Annotated in this window: 16 protein-coding genes; 10 read left to right on the top strand and 6 right to left on the bottom strand. The window is 63.7% G+C overall.

Features of this window, described 5'->3' with window-relative positions; all coding sequences use genetic code 11:
- Position 1: 1 nt before the first annotated feature.
- Positions 2–1,348: an alpha-hydroxy acid oxidase gene (locus tag ACZ881_RS07905; protein WP_306294133.1), complete on the bottom strand. Its 1,347-nt coding sequence runs from the start codon at positions 1,346–1,348 to the stop codon at positions 2–4.
- Positions 1,349–1,424: 76 nt separating this feature from the next.
- On the opposite strand from ACZ881_RS07905, the gene ACZ881_RS07910 reads away from it, so the two are divergent.
- On the top strand, positions 1,425–2,129 hold the full coding sequence (locus ACZ881_RS07910; RefSeq protein ID WP_476114003.1) for a FadR/GntR family transcriptional regulator: 705 nt from the start codon (positions 1,425–1,427) through the stop codon (positions 2,127–2,129).
- A gap of 34 nt (positions 2,130–2,163) precedes the next feature.
- Here ACZ881_RS07910 and ACZ881_RS07915 read toward each other — a convergent pair whose 3' ends face one another.
- Positions 2,164–3,195, bottom strand: coding sequence for a LacI family DNA-binding transcriptional regulator (locus ACZ881_RS07915; RefSeq protein ID WP_091470452.1), 1,032 nt, complete (start codon positions 3,193–3,195; stop codon positions 2,164–2,166).
- Between the two features lie 181 nt (positions 3,196–3,376).
- Here ACZ881_RS07915 and ACZ881_RS07920 point away from each other — a divergent pair, with 181 nt between their 5' ends.
- From ACZ881_RS07920 to ACZ881_RS07940, 5 genes are read left to right on the top strand one after another with little or no spacing between them, the layout of a single operon-like run.
- Positions 3,377–4,783: a Gfo/Idh/MocA family protein gene (locus ACZ881_RS07920; protein ID WP_476114006.1), complete on the top strand. Its 1,407-nt coding sequence runs from the start codon at positions 3,377–3,379 to the stop codon at positions 4,781–4,783.
- A gap of 29 nt (positions 4,784–4,812) precedes the next feature.
- Positions 4,813–5,811, top strand: coding sequence for an NAD-dependent epimerase/dehydratase family protein (locus tag ACZ881_RS07925; RefSeq protein WP_476114009.1), 999 nt, complete (start codon positions 4,813–4,815; stop codon positions 5,809–5,811).
- Positions 5,808–6,713: a 5-dehydro-4-deoxyglucarate dehydratase gene (locus ACZ881_RS07930; RefSeq protein ID WP_091470457.1), complete on the top strand. Its 906-nt coding sequence runs from the start codon at positions 5,808–5,810 to the stop codon at positions 6,711–6,713. The genes ACZ881_RS07925 and ACZ881_RS07930 overlap by 4 nt, the downstream gene beginning before the upstream one ends.
- On the top strand, positions 6,713–7,855 hold the full coding sequence (locus ACZ881_RS07935; protein WP_476114011.1) for a mandelate racemase/muconate lactonizing enzyme family protein: 1,143 nt from the start codon (positions 6,713–6,715) through the stop codon (positions 7,853–7,855). The genes ACZ881_RS07930 and ACZ881_RS07935 overlap by 1 nt, the downstream gene beginning before the upstream one ends.
- Entirely contained in the window at positions 7,836–9,287 is a 1,452-nt protein-coding gene (locus ACZ881_RS07940) for an aldehyde dehydrogenase (NADP(+)) (RefSeq protein WP_476114015.1), read from the top strand. Before ACZ881_RS07935 ends, ACZ881_RS07940 begins: the two co-directional genes overlap by 20 nt.
- A 149-nt stretch (positions 9,288–9,436) precedes the next feature.
- On the opposite strand, the gene ACZ881_RS07945 is transcribed toward ACZ881_RS07940, so the two are convergent.
- Genes ACZ881_RS07945 through ACZ881_RS07955 form a run of 3 tightly spaced genes read right to left on the bottom strand, consistent with a single transcriptional unit; the run spans position 9,437 to position 13,850 of the window.
- A complete protein-coding gene (locus ACZ881_RS07945) occupies positions 9,437–10,546 on the bottom strand; it encodes a M24 family metallopeptidase (RefSeq protein ID WP_476114017.1) in 1,110 nt (369 codons plus the stop codon).
- Complete coding sequence (locus ACZ881_RS07950) at positions 10,543–12,591, bottom strand: DUF6807 family protein (protein ID WP_476114020.1); 2,049 nt, start codon at positions 12,589–12,591, stop codon at positions 10,543–10,545. The genes ACZ881_RS07945 and ACZ881_RS07950 overlap by 4 nt, the downstream gene beginning before the upstream one ends.
- Positions 12,588–13,850, bottom strand: coding sequence for an acetylesterase (locus ACZ881_RS07955; protein ID WP_476115018.1), 1,263 nt, complete (start codon positions 13,848–13,850; stop codon positions 12,588–12,590). Before ACZ881_RS07955 ends, ACZ881_RS07950 begins: the two co-directional genes overlap by 4 nt.
- A 373-nt stretch (positions 13,851–14,223) precedes the next feature.
- Here ACZ881_RS07955 and ACZ881_RS07960 point away from each other — a divergent pair, with 373 nt between their 5' ends.
- The 3 genes from ACZ881_RS07960 to ACZ881_RS07970 all read left to right on the top strand — a co-directional run bounded on the left by ACZ881_RS07960 (position 14,224) and on the right by ACZ881_RS07970 (position 17,577).
- Positions 14,224–15,168: a carbohydrate ABC transporter permease gene (locus ACZ881_RS07960; protein WP_091470463.1), complete on the top strand. Its 945-nt coding sequence runs from the start codon at positions 14,224–14,226 to the stop codon at positions 15,166–15,168.
- Entirely contained in the window at positions 15,161–16,093 is a 933-nt protein-coding gene (locus ACZ881_RS07965) for a carbohydrate ABC transporter permease (protein ID WP_178995173.1), read from the top strand. Before ACZ881_RS07960 ends, ACZ881_RS07965 begins: the two co-directional genes overlap by 8 nt.
- 113 nt (positions 16,094–16,206) lie before the next feature.
- Positions 16,207–17,577 carry an ABC transporter substrate-binding protein gene (locus tag ACZ881_RS07970; protein ID WP_476114025.1) on the top strand — a complete coding sequence of 457 codons (1,371 nt, stop codon included), beginning with the start codon at positions 16,207–16,209 and terminating at the stop codon, positions 17,575–17,577.
- Positions 17,578–17,733: 156 nt separating this feature from the next.
- Here the strand turns inward: ACZ881_RS07970 and ACZ881_RS07975 are convergent, their stop codons facing one another.
- Positions 17,734–19,770 carry a beta-galactosidase gene (locus ACZ881_RS07975; RefSeq protein WP_476114028.1) on the bottom strand — a complete coding sequence of 679 codons (2,037 nt, stop codon included), beginning with the start codon at positions 19,768–19,770 and terminating at the stop codon, positions 17,734–17,736.
- Between the two features lie 206 nt (positions 19,771–19,976).
- Here ACZ881_RS07975 and ACZ881_RS07980 point away from each other — a divergent pair, with 206 nt between their 5' ends.
- Positions 19,977–21,263, top strand: a complete 1,287-nt coding sequence (locus ACZ881_RS07980; protein WP_091470467.1) for an ABC transporter substrate-binding protein — start codon at positions 19,977–19,979, stop codon at positions 21,261–21,263.
- Positions 21,264–21,279 lie beyond the last annotated feature (16 nt).

Consider the following 21,279-nt stretch of genomic DNA (forward strand, 5'->3'; position numbering starts at 1 on the left):
TTTAGCGCTGGAGCAGCCGCACGTGGTCCGGGTTCAGGTCGGAGACCTTGCTGACGCCGAGCAGTGCCATGGTGCGGGTCATGTCCTTTTCCAGGATCTGGATGGTCCGATCCACGCCTTCACGTCCACCGGCCATCAGGCCGTAGAGGTACGCGCGGCCGATCAGCGCAAAGTCCGCGCCCAAAGCCAGGGCTGCCACGATGTCCGCGCCGCTCATGATGCCCGTGTCCAGCATGACGGCAGCCTTGCTGTTGTCCGCCTTCAAGGCCGTGGTGACCTCCGGCAGCAGGTGGAACGGGATGGGTGCACGGTCCAGTTGACGGCCGCCGTGGTTGGACAGGATGATGCCATCGGCGCCGTGGTCCACTACCTTGCGGGCGTCTTCCACGGTCTGGATGCCCTTGACCACCAGCTTGCCCTTCCAGGTTTCGCGGAGCCAGTCGAGGTCCTCGTAGGTCAGGGTGGGGTCGAACATGGAGTTGATGAGGTCAGCCACGGTGCCGGTGTAGCGCGAGAGTGAGGCAAACGTCAGCGGCTCGTGAGTGAGGAAATTGAACCACCAGGCCGGGCGGTAAGAAGCGTCCAGGACTGTCTTGATGGTCAGCGCCGGCGGGATGGTCATGCCGTTGCGGACATCGCGGAGCCGGGCGCCGGCAACTGCGGTGTCAACGGTGACCATGAGGGTGTCGTTGCCGGCCTTGGCGGCGCGTTCGATCAGTTCGAGGGAGCGGTCGCGGTCCGTCCATAGGTATAGCTGGAACCAGTTGCGGCCGTTCGGGGCGGCGGTGGCAACGTCCTCGATGGACGCGGTGCCCATGGTGGACAGGGTGTAGGGAATGCCTGCCGCTTCAGCTGCCTGCGAGCCTGCATATTCGCCCTCCGACTGCATCATGCGCGTGAAACCCGTGGGGGCGATACCGAACGGGAGGCGTGATTCCTTGCCCAGGATGTCCGTGCGGAGATCGATCCTCGAAACGTCACGCAGGATGCCCGGGCGGAACTCGATGTCTTGGAATGCCTGGCGTGCCCGACGGAGGGTGATCTCTTCTTCGGCGGCGCCGTCCGTGTAATCGAAGGGTGCCTGCGGCGTGCGGCGCTTAGCCATGTCGCGCAGTTCCCAGATGGTACTGGCGCGCTTGAGCCGGGCGGTCTTGCTGAATTCGGGCTTCTTGAACTGCATCAGCGGGGCCAAGTCGGAAACCTTGGGCACGCGGCGCTTCAGTGCAGGTGGCTGAGGTGCAGATGACTGCACGACGGCGGACTGCGGCTGAGCTGTGCGTGTCACGTTGTGATCGCTGCCAGCGTTCGCTGGCGCGGCGGTGATTTTGGGGTCGAGGGTGTCGGTCATGCGGTTCTCCCTTGAATTCTGTGGTCTAACCACACTGTAATCCATGTGGTTGGACCACATCAACTAGTATTCCGTTATGCGTACCCACGAGTTGGTCCTGCAATGGATCGAGAAGCAGCTGTCTGACGGAGATCTCACTTTGGGTGGACGGCTCCCGGGGGAACGTGTCATGGCCGAGCAACTGCAGGTTTCCCGGACCTCGGTGCGCGAGGCTGTCAGGATCCTCGAAGCCATGGGTGTGGTCCGGGCCGGCGTGGGTTCGGGTAAGGACGCCGGTACTGTGGTGATCGCCGAGCCCGGATCTGCGCTGGGCTCTACGCTTCGGCTGCATGTAGCCACACGCCATCTTCCCGTGGCAGACATCGTTGAGACTCGAGTGCTGCTCGAATCGTGGGCTGCGGAACGGGCCCACGTGGGCGTACCGGCGCTGGAGGAAGCCGCGGAGCTGCTGGATCAGATGGATGCCGCCCCGGACATTGATTCATTCCTGGCCCTTGACGCGCGTTTTCACGTGGCGCTGGCCCAAGCGGCGGGCAACTCAGTGGTCAGTGCCATGATGGCGTCGCTCCGGGGCGCAATCGAGAACTATGCCGGTGAACTCACCGGAAACCTGCCCGATTGGAATGCGACGTGCAGCAGGCTTCGGGCCGAGCACCGTGCCATCCTCGCCGCTGTGAACAATAACGACGGCGGCAAAGCAGCTGAGCTTGTTGCCGCGCACATTCAAGGCTTCTACAAGGAGGCCGGCGTGGGCTCAACCCTCCGCCCAAGTGACACCTAATGCCAATGTTCGGCTCGAACATTGGCATTAAGTGTCAACTCGCGGGCTTGAGGGCCGGCGCCGCGGTGCTCTTGCGGATCTCCACCCTGGGTGAGAACTCGTCCTGGGCCTGGGTGGTGGCTTCGCCGGCCTGCTGGATCTGTTCGCGCATCCTTCGCCAAGCCAGGCTTCCGAGCTCGTTGATGGGCACAGCCGCGGTGGTCAGCGGGGGAGTGGTGTATTTGGCGAACGGGATGTCATCGAATCCGGTTACTGAGATGTCTTCCGGGACGCGCACTCCGCGTTCGTGCAGCCCGCTGAGCAGCCCCATGGCTACGAGGTCGTTGAAGGCCAGGATGCCCGTGGCACCGCTGGCGATGATGGCCTCGGTGGACTCATGGCCCGAATCGAAGTTGGAACCGCCGTGGAGCATCTGCAACTCGATGTCCGGGTGATCCTTGCGGAATTGGTCCAAGCCCACCAGGCGTTGGCGATTGGATGCACTGTGCTCCGGGCCGGAGAGGAACACCAGGCGGCGGTGGCCTAAGGTCACCAGGTGCTGCGCCAGTTCCTGGATGCCTTGCCCGTAGTCCACGCTCAGGCTTGGAGTATTGGTGGCGATGGTGGTGCGGTTGATCAGCACCAGCGGATGCAGGGTAGGGGCCAACTCCTCCAGCTCGGCATCGCTCATGCGGGGAGCGCAAAGCACCACGCCATCGCAGCGGCGGCGGGCTTCACCGGCGAGGATGGCTTCCTCGCTGGTAACTTCCGAGGAATCGGCAATGAGGACGCGGTACCCGTCCTGGGCAGCTGCGATGCTGAGTCCGCGAAGGATTGCCTGGAAGGTGGGGTTGGCCAGGTCCGGAACCACGATTCCGATGGTGTCTGTCTTGCCGAGTGCCAGGCTGCGCCCCACTGGATTGGGCTGGTATTTCAGTTCAACCGCGGCGGCCCGGACCCTCGCGGCAATGCCGGGATCAACTGCGGCATTTCCGTTCATGACACGTGAAACGGTGGCGTGCGAGACGCCGGCCTTTTCTGCGACATCGGCGATGCCGACGCGCCTGTTGGTGTTCCTGCGTGCCATGTGGCCCCTTCCCATTGGTCGCCTCCCGCATGCTCCGTCGTTGGAGCAGTGGTTGACGTGACCACCAGAGTCTTGATACAAAGCTTATAACGCTCTGAGAAAACGCTTTCTCATGATTCTTCCCATACGAAGCCGGGCCGTCAAGCGGTTCACTCCTGCCTTCCTGAAAGGGGCACCCCACATGGTCAACGTCGACTCAGCCGTAACCAAGACCGAATCCGCCGAAACGACCACCAAGACCCCCAAGCGGACCCGTATAGCACTGATTGGAACCGGTGGCCGCTCGGAGATGTATATCCGGGCGATCTACGGGCAACACGCGGATGTCGCAGAACTTATTGCGCTCTCGGACGTCAACCAGGGTCGCGTGGACTTCTACCAGGACCTGATCAAGGAACTCGGCGGGACTGAGCCGGTGGCTTCCTTCGCCCCTGGCGAGCTAACCAGCTTCATCCAGTCCAATGGCATCGAGCGCGTCATCGTCACGACGCCCGACTACACCCACGCGGACTACATCGTTGAGGCACTCGAGGCGGGTGCCGACGTCGTGGTTGAAAAGCCGCTGACCATCGATGTGGAGGGCTGCCGCCGCATCACCGAGGCCGTGGCGAAGACCGGCAAAAACGTGGTGGTGACCTTCAACTACCGCTACTCGCCGCGCAACACCGCTCTCAAGGAAGTCATCCAGAACGGCGTGATCGGCAAGGTCACGTCCATCGACTTCAGCTGGGTCCTGGATACCGTGCACGGCGCTGACTACTTCCGCCGCTGGCACCGCGAAAAGAAGAACTCCGGCGGCCTGCTCATCCACAAGGCATCGCACCACTTCGACCTGGTCAACTGGTGGATCAACGACGTTCCGGAGCGGGTGTTTGCCTCCGGTGGCCTGCGCTTCTACGGCGAAAGGAACGCTGCCGAGCGAGGCTTGGGAGACCGTCCGGAGCGCGGCACGGTTGATGGCCTGGGGCACGATCCGTTCCGCTTGGACATGCGCGAGGATGAGCGCCTGAAGGCCCTGTATTACGACAACGAAAAGTTTGACGGCTACCTCCGTGACCAGGACGTTTTCACCGAGGGCATCACCATCGAGGACAACCTCGCCCTCGTGGTGGACTACCAGGGAGGCCCCACGCTGAGCTACTCCCTGAACGCCCACAGCCCGTGGGAAGGCTACCGTGTCACCGTCAACGGCACCGAAGGCCGGGCCGAACTCGAAGTGGTGGAACGCGCCGCCGTCGAGTCCAGCACCGACAAGAAGACCGTAGTGGACCCGAGCGCCACGCCCATCGAGGAAGATGACGCAGTGCGCCGGAACGGCGAGCGCCTGGTGGTTCAACGCCACTGGGAAGCAGCCTACGAAGTTCCGATCGTCAACGGCGAAGGTGGTCACGGCGGCGGCGACAACCTGCTCCTTTCGGACCTCTTCAATGGCCCGGGCGTTGACCCCTTGGGCCGCCCCTCCGGCTACATCGATGGACTTCGTTCCGTGTCGGTGGGCATCGCCGGAAACAAGTCCCTGGACTCTGACCTTCCCGTCCGCATCAGTGAACTTGGCCTCGGCGTCGATCTCAGCCGCGGCCAGGCCTGACCGTTCACTACCCCAGCAAGGAAAAGACCATGAGCAGGATTTTCGTCACCGGCGGTTCCGGCAGGCTTGGCCGCAGTGTTGTGGCTGGACTTGCGGAGGCTGGACACAAAGTGATTTCTGTAGACCGGGACGCTATGCCGGCTGAACAGCTGCCGGCCGGAGCCGAGCAATACGCGGCAGATCTCTTGGCGCCCGGGGAGGCGGAGCGGCTGATTCGGGAAACAGCGCCCGACGCCGTCATCCACCTCGCTGCTATTGCCGTACCGTTCAGCGCGCCTGAGGACGTCATTTTCAGCACGAACACCCGGCTCGCCTATGCAGTAGTCAGCGCTGCCACTGATGCAGGTGTCCCCAAGATCGTGACGGCAAGCAGCCCCACCGCCCTGGGCTATGGCTCACCGGCAGGGTGGCTGCCGCCGTCGTTCCCCTTGAACGAGCAGACGCCGCCCAAGCCGTGGAACGCCTACGCGCTGTCCAAGCTGATCGCCGAGCAGACCGTGCAGATGTTCGCTGCGGCGCAGGGCAACAAGATCAGGTACGCGGCGTTCCGTCCGTGCTACGTGATTTCCCCGGAGGAGTGGGAAGGGGCGCTGACGCAGCAAGGGCACACGGTCCGTGAGCGGCTGCAGGATCCGGCGCTTTCCGCCCCGGCGTTGTTCAACTACGTGGACGCGCGGGATGTTGCTGATTTGCTGGACGTGCTGCTGGAGAAGATGGATGCCATCCCCAACGGCCAGGTCTTCTTTGTTGGCGCCAAGGATGCCTTGGCTACAGCGCCCCTTGCGGAATTGTTCCCGCGCTTCCTTCCGGGCAGCGGTCCCTTGACCGGGCACCTGACCGGCACCAGCCCGGCGTTCTCCATCGATAAGGCCCGGGAACTCCTCGGCTGGGAGCCGAAGAGAACCTGGCGCACCGAACTTACGCCGCCATTCGAGGGCGAAGACACAGCAGCAAGCGAACAAGCAGCACTCAATGACGAGATACCCGCCGGCTTGGTTCCGGCGGGAGCAACCAAGGAGACACCATGAACTTCGACGGCGTACTGTTCTTCCCCGTCACTCCCTTCGCCGAAGACGGCACCGTGGACGTGGCGCTACTCAAGGAGCACATCACCTCCCGGCTTCCGTTCGGCCCGGGCGGTGTGTTCCCTGCGTGCGGCACAGGCGAATTCCATGCGCTCTCACTGGAGGAAGTCCGTACTGTGGTGACTGCCGCCGTTGAGGCCGTTGCGGGAGCCGTGCCTGTAGTTTCCGGTGCCGGTGGACCCTTGGGTCATGCAATTGCCGCTGCCAAGGTGGCTGAGGAAGCCGGCGCGGACGCCCTCCTGGTGCTCCCGCCGTACTTGGTGACCGGTCCCACCGACGGCGTTGTGGCCTACGTAGAAGCCATTGCCGCCGCGAGCAGCCTGCCGGTGATTGTGTACCACCGGGGTACGGCCAAGTTCACCGCGGAGTCGATCACCCGCCTCACCGCCAACCCGAAGGTGGTTGGCTTCAAGGATGGAATCGGCGACGTCGGCCTGGCCCAGGAAATTGTTTCCGCGATCAACGCCAGCGGCCGCACCGACTTTGCCCTGTTCAATGGCCTGCTGACGGCCGAACTGACCCAGGGCGCTTACCGTGGCCTCGGCATTCCCCTGTACTCCTCGGCCGCATTCGCCATGGCTCCGGAAATTGCCAAGGCATACTACGATGCCTATGTGTCCGGTGATGAGGAGCGCCGCCACGCGCTGCTCGAAGGTTTCTACGCTCCGCTCGTCCGCCTGCGCGACCAGACTCCGGGCTTTGGCGTCTCCCTGATCAAGGCCGGCTTGCGCCTCGCCGGGCTTCCCGTCGGCCCCGTTCGTCCGCCGCTGGTGGACCCCTCCGAGGAACAACTGCTGGAGCTCAAGTCCATCCTGGCCAAGGGCCACGAGCTGGCGGGCAGCTGATGCCGGCCCGCATTACGGGCCTCACCACCCGGCTGATCACGGTCCCGCTGCTGCGCAGCTGGGGTGCCGAGGCGCCCGAGAACCATGTGATCGTCACCGAACTGACCACGGACGACGGCGGCCCGGGCCACGGATTCTCGTGGACACCCACCATTGGTCCACAGGCGGTCAAAGCCCTCTTGGATTACGACATCGCACCGTTCATCCTGGGTTTGGAAGCCAACCCGGAAATCGTGTGGGACCAGCTCTGGAAGCGGCTGCATGAGGCCGGCGGGGGTGGCCTCACCACCATTGCCATGGCTGGCGTTGACCTGGCACTTTGGGACGTGAAAGCGCGACAGGCAGGCACGTCCGTCACGGGACTTCTTGGTCAACGCCAGGAGTCCGTGGAAGTGTACGGCTCCGGCGTGAATCTCCATTACACGCTGGATCAGCTCGTCGAGCAGGCCCGGCGATGGGTGGCCGCCGGGCATAATGCCGTGAAAATCAAGGTGGGCAAGCCCGAACTCCGGGAGGACGCCGAGCGTGTAGCCGCTGTAAGGCAGGTCATCGGACCGGACCGGCTTCTCATGATCGACGCCAACCAGCGATGGGATCTCGCCCATACGTTCCGTGCCCTGGAGGTTTTGGGGGAGTACGGACTGGAATGGCTGGAAGAACCCATCCGCGCTGACGACCTCTGGGCCTACCGGCGTTTGCGCAAGCAGTCGCCCGTGCCCATCGCACTGGGGGAGAACGTCCACACCATCTACCGTTTCCGTGACTTCATCGAAGCTGAAGCAGTGGACATCATCCAGCCCAACATCGTCCGCGTAGGAGGCATCACGCCGTTCCGCAGGATTGTTGAGCTGGCCCGAACCAACAGCATCAGGGTGGCGCCACACCTGCTCCCGGAACTCTCCGGGCAGCTGGCGCTTACCCTGGCTGAAGCCGTCAGCGTGGAAGACGTGGAAGACGCCTCCTTCGAGCAGCTAGGCATCCTGGACGGGCCGTCCCCGGTACGCATCCGCAACAGCCGGCTCACGTCTTCAGGCCGTCCCGGGCTTGGCTTCGAATTCAGCGGACAGCCGGCACGGCTGCCCGCCCCTGACAGCTCCGTCCCTGACAGTAAAGGAAACCGCATTGAGTACAGCAACTCTTGACCTGACAGCCATCACGGCCGCAGCCACCGAGGCTGCAAAGGTGACCGCAGCAGCTTCCGACGCCGAACGCGCCGCTTGGCTGACCGCCGTCGCCGACGCCCTGGACTCCAATGTCACTGAACTGGTGGCGATCGCCGATTCCGAGACGAGCCTGGGCACTGTCCGGCTCACGGGCGAGGTAGCACGGACCAGTGGCCAGTTGAGGCTTTTCGCCAACGTGATCACCGAGGGCTCGTACCTTGAGGCGGTCATTGACCACGCTGACCCTGCCTCCACCCCGCCCAAGCCCGACCTGCGCCGCATCCTGCGTCCGATCGGCCCCGTAGCCGTGTTCTCGGCGTCGAACTTCCCGTTCGCTTTCTCCGTGGCAGGTGGCGACACCGCGTCCGCGCTTGCCGTGGGCTGCCCGGTGATCGTGAAAGCGCACTCGGGACACCTCCGCCTCTCCGAGCGCACCGCTGAGATCGTCGGCGAAGCCCTGGCCAAGGCCGGAGCGCCGGAAGGGATCTTCGCCCTGGTCAGCGGCCGCGAGGCAGGCACAGCCCTGGTTCAGGATCCCGCCATCAAGGCCGTCGGCTTCACCGGCTCCATTCCGGGCGGTCGCGCATTGTTCGATCTCGCCGCGTCAAGGCCGGAGCCGATCCCGTTCTATGGCGAGCTCGGCAGCCTCAACCCCGTGGTCATCACGGCGGACGCACTCGCGGAACGCGGACAGCAGCTGGCCTCCGGGTTGGCCGGCTCATTCACCATGGGTGCCGGCCAGTTCTGCACCAAGCCGGGGCTCGTGTTCATCCCGGCTGGTACGGACTTCGCCTCGCACCTGGCAGAGGCCAGCAAGGACAAGCCCACCGCTGCCATGCTCACGGAGCGCATCGCCGAGGCCTACCCGGATGGGCTCCGTAACGTCGCAGACCAGCCGGGTGTCGCCGTCGTCAGTGGCACTGTGCAGCAGAACAGCCTGGCCGACGGTGCCGCACCCGTGGTGTTCTCCACCAGTGCAGCCAACGTCCTGGAACGCCCCGAGGAGTTGTTGGAGGAGTGCTTCGGCCCCACCACGCTGCTCATCGAGTACGCCAACCAGGAGGAACTGTCCGCGGCCCTGGCGAAGGTCCCGGGCAGCCTGACGGGCACCGTACACGCACAGCCGGGCGAGGACGTTTCCGCGCTTGTGGAGCAACTCAGCGGTCTCGCCGGCAGGGTCCTCTTCGACGGCTGGCCCACGGGTGTTGCCGTGAATTGGGCGCAGCAGCATGGTGGCCCATACCCGGCCACGACGTCCTTGTTCACCTCGGTAGGTGCCACTGCGGTGCGCCGCTTCCAGCGTCCGGTGGCCTATCAGGACGCCCCCGAGTCTGTCCTGCACCCGGCCTTGCACGACGCCAACCCGTTGGGAATCCCCCGGCGCGTGGACGGCGTGCTAAAGCTCAGCTAACGCCCCCAAAGCGCACCCAACTGAGTAACAGCAAACGTCGCAATGAGCCCTCATAGCGACGTTTGCTGTTACTTACTTGGGCAGGGGCAGACGAAAGGGGCGGGGTCACCATCGCGGCGACCGCGCCCCTTTCGTGGTGGGAGCAGGTGTTAGGGGCGCAGCGTCAGTGGACGACGGCGGCCGTCCACTTCGGTGGTCGGCCAACGGTGGTCAGTGGTCAGGACACGCAGGCCGGAATCCGTGAGCAGCACCGTGTCCTCGATCTTCACGCCGGGCCCCGACGGGTTCCACGTGAAGGGCTGGTTGAGCACCACCGTATCCGTGACGTCAGCGGTGACCCGGGGATCACGGCCCGCGTAACCGGCCGGCCCACCCTGGTGGTGAAGCGTCCACTGGTCATCGCCGAAACCGTGCCGCGCATAGGACTGCTTAATCTCGGCGAAGATCTCGTTGAGGCGGGCCCCGGGCACCGTGGCCCGGAAGATGTCGGCCTCAACAGCGGCGATGCGTGCCTCGGCGTCGAGCTCCCGGGGAGTGCCGGCGTCGAACGCTACCCAACGGGTGACGTTGGCAACCAAGCCGTTCCGGCGCGCGCACACCACGGCCATGGCGCGGCGTCCGAGGGGGGAATGCGTGGCGAGCGGGTGCCGGAAGTCGCTCCGGGAAGCACCATTGCAAAGTAGGACAAGCGGCTCGGCGCCCACCGCCACCATCCGCGCTGCCAGCTCCGAGACGAGCTGGAATTCCGTGGTTTCCGGGGTCGCAGCCATGAGGACGTCCGTCATGGCTGCGGCTGCGTCGGCGGAAAGTGAGGCGTACCGGGCTGCCTCGGCAGGCAGCAGTTGCTGGCGGGCCGCCCGCAGCTCCGTGGCGACGGCCGCTTCCGCCAGCGGGTTGCCATCAACGGCCAGGCCCGCCGCGGCCGCATGCAATTGGCCGTGCCACGGAACCGTGTCCAGGCTGACCCCGTCCGGCAACTCCTCTGCAGCGATCCGTCCGGCCTCATTGTTGAAAGTGACCAAGTGGTCGCCGGAGCGGTCTACCAAGAGGGCCGCGATGGGGTCGCCGGCCAGGCTGATATGGACCCGGCTGCCGTCCAGGTACCAGGTGAGGGCCGTATTGGTTGCGAGCAATAGCGAGTCGCGGCCCGCAGCGTCCAGGATGTCCAGCACCCGCTGGCGCTTTACCGCGCGGTCGGCAACGTTGCCGGGCGCAGTGGCCGCAGTCAGGGCCGGCGTGAATTGAGTAGGCGTGGTCATGCCGATTCCCCCAAGGTGGTGATGAGTTGTTCAATGTCTTGTGTTGCCAAAAAGCCGTCCGCGATGAGCACGGTGACAGTTCGTTTGACCGGGCGGCCGGGTTCGGTTGCCACCGGCTCATCCCACGCCAAGGACAGTCCGACGCCGGGGTAGCCCGAGTGCCGGACGAACCAAGGGTCAGGCGCTTGAGGCGCTGCAAGAAACACGAGCGTGGCCGGATGGCCCAGCCCGGGATCGCCGGCGACGTGCGAGGCCCCGGCGGGTCCGGCGTCGAACGTTCCGGACCAAGCCAGCCATGGCGCTACGCTGCCGTGCACGGCGTCCTCGCCCCTCGAGCTGGGAGTCCAGATGGTGGCGTCGCCGACCTTCGGCAGCCGCCAGAAGAAGCCACCGTAACCGCCCTGCGGCCGCCCGTTGGAGCCGGGGCTGCCCAGTAGCACCGGACGCCTCGTGGCGGATTCCAGGGTGAAGTCCAACGTGAGTTTCCACGCTGAATTTCCGACGGCGGCCCAGCGCCACTCCCGTTGTTCGCGGAGTACCGGTGATCCGTCGGGGCCGAGCCAGCTCAACTGTTCGCGCCGCTCTCCGTCAGCGTGCTCCGCGGCTTCAACCACAATCTGTCCGTGGTCTTTCCGCCAGACGTATGCCCCGGCGTCGCGGGTGTAAGTGCGGCCGCCCCAGAAGTTGATGCCGTCAACGTCCTGGAGGGCAACTCCTGCTCCGAGATGCCACACGTGGTCCTCGGGGACGTGATCGGTAACCACGGTGCCGGCAAGCGTCCGCACGGGGTGGAGGTAGGGCCGCGGCGACGACGTAGGCCGGATACGGGATCCGTCCTGCAAAGTTGCGACGGACGTGCCGTCAATATCCAAGGTGGGTCCGCCGGATAAAGTCCAAGGGGCGCCGAGCTCAGCAAACGTGGCCTGCCCCAAGGTTGCCCGGCGGATGAGCGACTCGATGCCATGCACCACGGCGTGGGCGTCGTCGCCGGTGCCTTCCCACGTGATGAAGTCCGAAGGTATCTCCCGGGGTGCATCGGCCGTTCGGATGGCCTCCAGGACTGACGCATACGCGCCGGACCCGGAGAGCGGGCTGAGGAGGTCCTGCGCGCTGGTGGCCGCCAGCAGGTTCTCCAGCAAGTCGATCCGTCCGTAGGTCTCAGTCCGGACACCCCGTGGAGAGGTGACCTCCAGTCGGTCCTCCGTATAAAAGAGCGTGAGCTGCCCCAGCGTCCCGTGGATGGTGACCGACGGCGCGGACTGCACGGGAGCGCAGAGCGTCAAGGCACAGGTCAGGACAGTGCCACCTGCCATCCGGACCCTCACCACGGAGGTGTCGTCACTTTCGGTGTCGTTTGCCCTGTAAAGGTCGGTATCCACGGATTCAACGTCCGCCATTGTCCGGGCGCCAGCCAGCCGGAGCCCTGTAGCCACAGCGTGGGCCAAAGCGTTGGTGGCCACTCCGTCCACCACATCGGTCCCGTTGATGCTGCGTTTCCCGGCCCATCGGGACCGTTTGAAGTACGCCTTGCTCCGCAGCCACTGCCCCGTGGCGCTGATGCCGCGGACTTCGCCGATTTCGCCGGATTCCACCACGGTTTCGATCGCAGGCAGGGCCTCTGACCCCAGGCTCTGGAAACCCACCTGCACCAAGCGGCCCGTGCTCGCTGCCGCTGCCATGACCTCCTGGTACTGCGCCATGGACGCCACCGGTGGCTTCTCCAGGTAGACGTTGGCCCCGGCCTTGAGGGCAGCAAGGGCAAGCCGCGCGTGCGTCTGGATAGGTGTGGAGACGATGACGACATCCGGTGCGGTTCCTGCAGCCAGGAGCTCGTCAAGGGAAGCGAAGACCGCGACGTCGGGGCCGAGCGTTCCCTCTTCCGGGGGGTGCGGGTCGGCAACGGCAACCAGCTCGAGGGCGCGGTCAGCACCCAGGCGAGCAAGGTTTTCGAGGTGCCGTTCGCCGAAGCCGTGCACGCCCACGAGCGCGATGCGAGGGAGCCGGGCATGGCCCCCCGCTGTGGTGACGGTGAGGGGTTGTGTCATTGGTATGTCCTAGTGGAATCAGGTGTGGGCGTGCTGGTGGGTTGGCGGGGCTGCAAGGCTGCGGTGAGGAAAGACGCGGCTTCGTCCTGCATTGCCGGGGTGAAAACGTGGGGTTCCTGCCAAAAGCTGCCCGTGTAGCGGGCCGGCATATTCTCCAGGAGATGGTGATGGGCATCGCGCATTCCCTGTTCCGGGAAAAGCTGATCAGCCAGCCCGTATTGGACCAGGACCGTGGCACTGGAGCGGACTGCCAGATCCGGCCATTCCCCGAGCTTGGCCAGCCCGGGGGTGTGCAGCAACCAAGAGTGGGCGTCCAGGTGGGAGGGCAGGAGTGAGCCGAACGTGGTCATCATGCACGTCACCACATAACTCCGGATCAGCGGGCTCAGCGCACCGAGCACCATGGCCCGCCCGCCACCGCCGGAGAAGCCCACGCAGCCAAGCCGATCCATGTCCACGCCCGGAAGCAATGCGAGGACACCCAATGCCGCGAGGTCGTCGTGCGCAACGGTCCCGGCAACACTGGTGCCGATCAGCGTTGCGGCCTTCGCCACCGTTTCCTCGTGGGCGGCAGCCGCTGCGTTGAACCGTTCCGCTGCGGAAAGTTCGACGCCGGCCTCCCGCCAGAGTGCCTCCTGGCCGCTGACCGCATTGGCAGTTCGCCAAGGAAGGGGATCGAGTCCGAATCGGCGGCTGCCCCACATGAAGGTGTCGTGGGCAAGGACGGCAAAGCCCTGTTGAGCCAACCACGTGGCGAGTGCCCGGCCGCCATAGAGCTTGGCCCTGACATCGAGGGGCGGCAACCCAAGCGACGCCGAACCGGGGGCGTTGCCGGGCCTCTCGCCCAAGGGGGCGCCGCCGTCGGGATTGCCCACTCCGTCGGGATGGTCCCCACCGTCGGGCAGGGCCACAAGCCGCTCAGCACCGTAGGCCTTGATCCCGCCGTGGCAGTGCAGGGCGAGCAACCCGGGCAGCGGCCCCGTGGCGCCGGCCGGCCGCACGAACCACGCGGACGTCCTTGGCCCGAAACCCAACTGCCACTGCAGGCGCGAGGTGATGACGCCGTCGTGCTCTGATTCGGACTGCACTGCGTACTCGAGGTCCGGTGTTACGGCGGGTACGCCGAGTGTGTCAGCGAGCTGCGCGGCTTCCTTGGAGTCAGCGGAGAGCCGATTCCGGGCGACGTAGGCCGGCCAATCCTCGTAGCCAGCCAGTGCGCTGGGGCGGGTGGGGGATGCTGCCATGTCAACGGCGGCCATGGCAGGCGGAGTCAGTGGGAAACAATAGTGTCCTGCCTTATCGATGCGGAAGGGTGTGCGGAAGCGCACGCCGGGTTTCTTCAGCGTGGAAAACACGTTCAAGCAGCTCTGCAAGAAAACGCTTTCTCAAAAATTAGCAAAAGGCTGTACATGGGTCAAGAAAACGTTTACTTTGGTACGGAGCCGCTGAACACCGGGACCTGAGCCTGGTGCTTCCAAGGGGTAGCGCCACACCAATGGCGGCGTCCTGGACGGCAAGCACCAACCACACTTGTATTCCGTGGATGGCCACGATGACCAAAGGAGACCACATGGCCGCTGTACTACGCACGGGGACGCCGCAAGGCGTTCGCGCTCCGGCGAGGGGGAAGCAATGAGCGCTATAGGCGAACTCTCCACGATGACCCGGCGCAAGGGTCCCATGTCCAAAGAAGAGAAGAAGGCGAACGGCCGCGACAACAAAGCCGCCTACATTTTCCTCCTTCCGTGGCTGATTGGCCTGGTCGCCATCACAGTGGGCCCCATGCTGATGTCGTTGTACTTGTCCTTCACGGACTACAACCTCCTGCAGCCGCCGGAATGGGTGGGGCTGGATAACTTCGTCCGCATGTTCGGTGATGCCCGCCTCCACAACTCGCTCCGCGTCACGTTCACGTACGTGCTGGTGGGTGTGCCGCTCCAGTTGGGCGTGGCCTTGCTGATTGCCCTGGTCCTGGACAAGGGGTTGCGCGGGCTGCCGTTCTACCGCTCCATTTTCTACTTGCCGTCCCTGCTGGGCGGATCGGTGGCAGTTGCCATCCTCTGGAAGCAGATTTTCGGCACCACCGGCCTGGTGAACCAGGTCCTGGCGATGATTGGCATTGAGGGACCCGGTTGGATCTCTGACCCCAATACCGCCCTGGGTTCCATCATCCTGCTGCACGTGTGGACCTTTGGCAGCCCCATGATCATTTTCCTGGCCGGCCTTCGGCAGATACCCGTGATGTATTACGAAGCAGCCAAGGTTGACGGTGCCACCACGCTGCAGCAGTTCTGGCGGATCACCCTCCCGATGCTGAGCCCCATCATCTTCTTCAACCTGGTGCTTCAGATCATCGGATCGTTCCAGTCGTTCACGCAGGCGTTCATCGTCTCCGGCGGCAACGGCGGCCCGTCCGACTCCACCATGTTCTTCACCCTGTACCTGTACCAAAAGGGCTTCGGCCAGTTTGATATGGGCTACGCCTCAGCGATGGCCTGGTTCCTGCTGGTCATCATCGGTGTCTTCACCGCCATCAACTTCATCGCTTCAAAGTATTGGGTGTTCTACGATGACTAAACTCCAGACCCTCCCCGCCGCCTCTGATTCCTCCTCAGGGAAGGACGGCAAGAGCCCGCGACGCCGCGAATCTCCAGGCAGCCTGGCCTTCAGCCGCAGCGCCCGAATCAAGGGCCTGGTGAAGCACGCCATCCTGATCATCGTGGGCGGGGTGATGATCTACCCGCTGCTGTGGATGGTAGTTTCCTCCCTGCGACAAAACGACCTCATCTTCCGCGAACCCGGCCTGTGGCTCGAGAGCCTGGAGATGAGCAACTACACCGATGGCTGGTCCGCCCTGACGCACCCGTTCGGGCACTACATGGTCAACTCGGCGATCGTGGTCCTCGGCTCGATCCTTGGCAACCTGATCTCCTGCTCCATGGCTGCCTATGCTTTCGCCCGCCTGCAGTTCAGCGGCAAGAAGATTTTCTTCGGCATCATGCTGCTGACCATCATGCTTCCGTTCCACGTGGTGATCGTCCCTCAGTACATCCTGTTCTCGCAGATCGGCTGGGTGAATACCTTCTGGCCGCTCATTGTGCCCAAACTCCTTGCGACGGACGCGTTCTTCGTGTTCCTGATGGTCCAGTTCATTCGGGGCATTCCGAAAGACCTTGATGAGGCAGCCCGCATTGACGGTGCCGGCCACCCCAGGATCTTCCTCCGCGTCATCCTGCCCCTGATGGTTCCGGCCCTGGCCACCACCACCATCTTCACGTTCATCTGGACCTGGAACGACTTCTTCGGCGCCCTGATCTACCTCACGGACCCGGACATGTTCACAGTTCCTGTTGCTCTTCGGGCGTTCGTCGACTCACAGTCGGCAACCAGCTGGGGATCGCTCTTCGCGATGTCCATTGTGTCCCTGCTCCCCGTGTTCCTGGTCTTCCTCTTCGGCCAGCGGTTCCTCATTAAGGGCATCGCCACCACAGGCATCAAATAAAACAACTAGAACAAGTCGGTGTCTTGTAATACAAGATTGTGACTTGTATCATCATCGCAACGGGAAAACGCTTTCTCAGTTCGCATCGAGATCAAAGAAGATCGGAGACAACAGTGCCGGTAAATCCAAACGGTGAGGCAGCCGCCCCCGCAGGTGCCTCGAAAACCCGCGCATCAGCGCCCAAGTCCAACCGCAGGCTCCGTGCCTCCGCCCTCGTTGCGGCCACAGCTGCAGCAGTTCTCGCCCTCACCGCCTGCGGTGGCGGCGGAGGGCCGGAAGCAAAGAGTGCCGATGGCAAGGTGGAGCTCCGCTTTTCATGGTGGGGCGGGGACAAGCGTGCACAGCTGACGCAGGAAGCAATTGCCGCCTTCGAAGCCGAAAACCCCAACATCAAGATCAAGCCCGAGTACGGCGATTGGAGTGGCTACTGGGACAAGTTGGCCACCCAGGTTGCAGCCAACGACGCTCCGGACATCATTCAGATGGACGAAAAGTACATCACGGAGTACTCCACCCGCGGCGCACTACTGGACCTCTCCAAGTACGACATCGATACGTCCAAGCTGGATGAGGCCGCGTTGAACGCAGGCAAGGGCGAGGACGGGCTGACCGGCATAGCCGCGGGTATCAATGCCGCCACCATCCTCGCCAACCCGGCAGTCTTCCAAGCCGCGGGCGTCCCGCTTCCTGACGACAAGACATGGACCTGGGAGGACTTCGAACGCATTGCGGCCGAGGTCACCGCCAAATCCCCGAAGGGAACGTACGGCGCGGCTGCCTACGGAACGGATGAAGCCTCCCTTGGCGTGTGGCTGCGGCAGAACGGCAAGTCGCTTTACACCTCGGATGGCAAGCTTGGCTTCGAGCCCTCGGACATCAAGGGCTACTGGGAATTTCTGAAGCAGATGAGCGAAAACAAGGCGGTACCCACCGCCTCGGAAATCGTTGAAGCTGAGGCTGCGCCGCTGGATCAGAGCGGACTGGCCACGGGTAAGAACGGCATGGCGTTCTGGTGGTCCAACCAGCTTCCGGCACTCGAAAAGGCTGCCGGCGGCGAGCTGCAGATCCTCCGGTTCCCGTCCAAGACGGGTAAGGCCGAAGATGCCGGGCTTTGGTACAAGGCATCGCAGTTCTGGTCCGCTTCCTCCCGGACCAAGCACCCTGAAGAGACGGCAAAGTTCATCGATTTCCTCACCAACAACGTCAAGGCCGGCGAGATCCTCCTTGCTGATCGCGGCGTGTATCCGAACTCTGAGGTCCGCGAGGCAATTGCTCCCAAGCTGGCCAAGGCAGACGTAAAGGTGGTCGACTTCATCGGCGCCATCAAGGAAGAACTCGGGGAGGCTCCGGCAGCCCCGCCGAAGGGCGCAGGCGCCATCCAGGAGATCATCAAGCGGTACACCTCCGAGGTCATGTTCAACAGGCTCTCGGCGGAAGAAGCAGGCAAGAAGGCCGTGGACGAAATGAAGTCCGCCATTAGCTAGCCCCTTCAAAACGGAAACCGCGCCCCGGGCGAATCATTCGTGATCCGCCCGGGGCGCGGTTTTTCGTGGGCCCACCGTTTCGCGTGCCCACCCAACTAGGTAGCAGATGATGCCGTTATGACGCGTCATAACGGCATGATCTGCTACATACTTGGGTCAGTCTTCCGCGATGACGGCCACGGCTCCGGCGGGGACAACGCCGGTGAAGCGTGCACCGCTGAGCAGTTCGCCGCCGTCGGCCTTCACGGTAACGTCTTCCTGCCCGTGGTTGATGGCGAACAGGAAGCTGTGGCCGTCAGCGGCGCGCCGCCGGACAAGTTCGACGCCGGAAGACACCTCGGTCGCGGCCGTCACCCCTGCTTCCTCCACGAGCCGGGCGGTCAGCGAGTCGAGACCATCGGCGTCGGGAAGCGTGGCGAGGTACCAGGCCGAACCTGATCCGACGGTTCGCCGGGTCAGGGCCGGGACGCCGTGGAGCGGGTAGTCGGTGAAAGTTGCCAGAACCTCCGTGCCCGGGGAGGCGTGTACGTGCTCGCTCCACACGGTTCCGGCTGTTCCGGGTTCAAATACTGTTCCGTCGCTCAACGTGACCGACGTGCCGGGGAAGAGCGGGTGGAATTCCTCGCTCCGTACCCCCAATAGTTCGCGGAAGGCGCCCGGGTAGCCGCCAAGCCGCACGTGGTCCCGCTCGTCCACGATGCCACTGAAGTAGCTGATGAGCACCGTGGCACCAGCCTCAGCTGCGGAAGCAATCGAGGTAGCCGCGGTGTCCGTCACGGAGTACAAGGTGCACACCAAAATGAGGTCATAGCCGGACAGATCCGACGACGGGTGCACGAAGTCCGCAGTGATCCCGCGCAGGTACAAGGAGCGGTGGAAGGCGCGCATGGCATCGAGGTATTTCAGCGAGTTGTTCGGGTGCGAATCCAACTCCGAAGCCCACCAGGCTTCGTAATCGAACACGACCGCAACCCGGGATTCCACGCGGGAGCCCTTGACTGGTTCCAGCTTGGACAACGTATCGCCGAGATCCACCACGTTCCGCCACACCTGCGTGTCACGGCCGCCGTGGGGCACCATGGCCGAGTGGAACTTCTCCGAGCCGGCCTTGCTTTGCCGCCACTGGAAGAACATGACGGCATCGGCGCCGCGGGCTACGTGCGTCAGCGAGTTGCGGAGCATTTCGCCAGGCATCTTGGGCTGGTTATGCGGTTGCCAGTTCACCGCCGACGTCGAATGCTCCATGAGGATCCACGGCTCGCCGCCCGCCACCCCGCGGGTGAGGTCGGCGCTGAAAGCGAGCTCGATTTCGCGCTCCGGGTCCGCAGCCACGAGGTAGTGGTCGTTGGCGATCACGTCCATGTCTTTGGACCAGTCGAAGTAGTCCAGGGCTTTGGTGGCGCTGGAGACCATGAAGTTGGTGGTTGCCGGGATGTTGGGGGTGACCTCGCGGATGACGGCCAGCAGCTCGCGGTAGTAGTCGATGAAGGCCCAGGAGTTGAAGCGTGCGAAGTCCAGCTGCTGCCCGGGATTGAGGGTGGTGGGCGCGGCCCCCGGTGGGATGATTTCCCCGAAGGAAGCGTAGTGCTGCGACCAAAACGCCGTACCCCAGGCCTCGTTGAGGGCTTCGATGGAGCCGTATCGTCGTTCCAGCCACGCCCGGAAAGCGGCGGCATCTTCTTCGCCATGGAACTCGCCAACGTGGCAGCCAAGTTCGTTGTCCACGTGCCAGAGCGCCAGGCCCGGGTGATTTTTGTATCGCTCGGCGAGCGCACGGGTCATGGCGGTGGCGTACCTGCGGTACACGGCCGACGACGGCGTGTAGTGGCGTCGTGAGCCCCGCTCCAGCCTGGTTCCTTCCGCGGTGATGGGGAGAATCTCAGGGTATTTGCGGGCCAGCCAAGCAGGGGGAGAAGCAGTGGCTGTTGCCAGTGCCACCTTGATGCCGGCCCTGTGAAGGTTGTCCATGACATCGTCCAACCAGCCGAAATCGTAGTGCCCTTCAGTGGGCTCCAAGAGGCCCCACGAGAAAATGCCGACGCTGAGAAAGTTGACGCCGGCCTCTTTCATGAGCTCGATGTCCTCGAGCCGGATGTCTTTCGGCCACTGCTCCGGGTTGTAGTCGCCGCCGTAAGCGAGGCCGTCGAGACTGTTCCAGACGGACGGACTGCGGGGGATTTCGGGGGAGGTCAAGGAGACTCCTTCGTCGGGTTGGCAGTGCTGGTACTGATGCTACTGAAGATATGAGTGCAGCGTATCGGTGAAATTGCGATCTTTGGAAAACGCTTGCCCACTTTCGCGATTAGGGATATTGTATCGATTCAGAACGAGTGTAAGCGAGATCACTGCCGCGTTGTAGAGAACTTGGATGCTTGCACCAACTGAGCAAGGAGGCTCTCATGATCGATAGAAGGAAATTCCTCACCACGGTGGCTCTCGGCACTGCATCTGCCGCGTTCCTCTCTGCTTGTGGCCCGTCCTCATCCGCGGGACAGACGGGCTCCGCGGAGAACCCCGTCACCATCAACTACACCTGGTGGGGCAACGACGACCGGGCGGAGCGTACCCGCAAGGCGATTGCCCTGTTCGAGTCCAAGAACCCGGATATCAAGGTGAACGGAAATTTCACTGACTTCGCCGGTTATTGGCAGAAGCGCGCTACCGAAGCTGCCGGCGGCGGCCTGCCGGACGTCATGCAGTGGGACCTTTCCTACCTGCGTGATTACGGCCAGCGGAACCAGCTGCTTGACCTGGGCACCGTGAAAATCAACACGGAAGCCTTCGATAAGTCCCTGCTCCCCTCGGGGCAGATCCGCGGCAAGACCTACGGCATCCCCACCAGCACGAACGCCTTCGCGGTTTACTACGATCCCGCCAAGCTCCAGAGCCTGGGCATCGCCGAGCCGGATGGACAGTGGACCTACAAAGAGTTCAACGCATTCATGCTCGAGGTAGGACAGAAGGGCAACGGAGCGTTCTACGGCGGCACTGACTACACCGGGGTGTGGTGGATGTTCAACATCTGGCTGCGCCAGAACAACATCCAGGCATTCACGGACGATGGCAAGCTGGGCTTCACCAAGGACGACCTCAAGAAGTGGTGGAACACTACCGCCGAGCTTCGCGGCACCCCCGCACTCGTTCCTGAAGAGCGGGTCACCCAGCTTGCCCCCAAGTCCGCCATGGGTTCCAACGTCACTGCCAGTGAAGTTACGTGGGACAACTTCATGGCCGGCTACCTCGGAGACAGCGGTGCCAAGGAACTCAAGCTGGTGCCGGTCCCGTCTGATGATCCGGACAACCTGGGCCTGTTCCTCAAGCCCTCCATGCTTATGGTTGCCAGCGCCAAGACCAAGTACAAGGATGCTGCTGCCCGTTTCATAGACTTCATGGTCAACGATCCCGAGGTTGGCCAGATCTTCAAGACCTCCCGCGGTGTCCCGGCGTCGAAGACGCAGCGCGACGGCACTACCTTCGAAGGCACGGACAAGCTGGTGGTGGACTACGAGAAGTCCATCGAGAAGTACCTCAAGGACGCCCCCGAGCCCCCCATCGTCGGTTTCGGCACGCTTGAAGCCTCCTTCAAGCGTGTCAGTTCCGAACTGAACTACGGCAAGCTGACCCTGGACGGCGCAGCCGATGCCTGGTTCAAGGAAGCCGAAGACCTCATCAAGCAGAACGCCTGATCAGACCCATGCGTCT

It is taken from the genome of Paenarthrobacter sp. TE3676 (genome assembly GCF_056279165.1).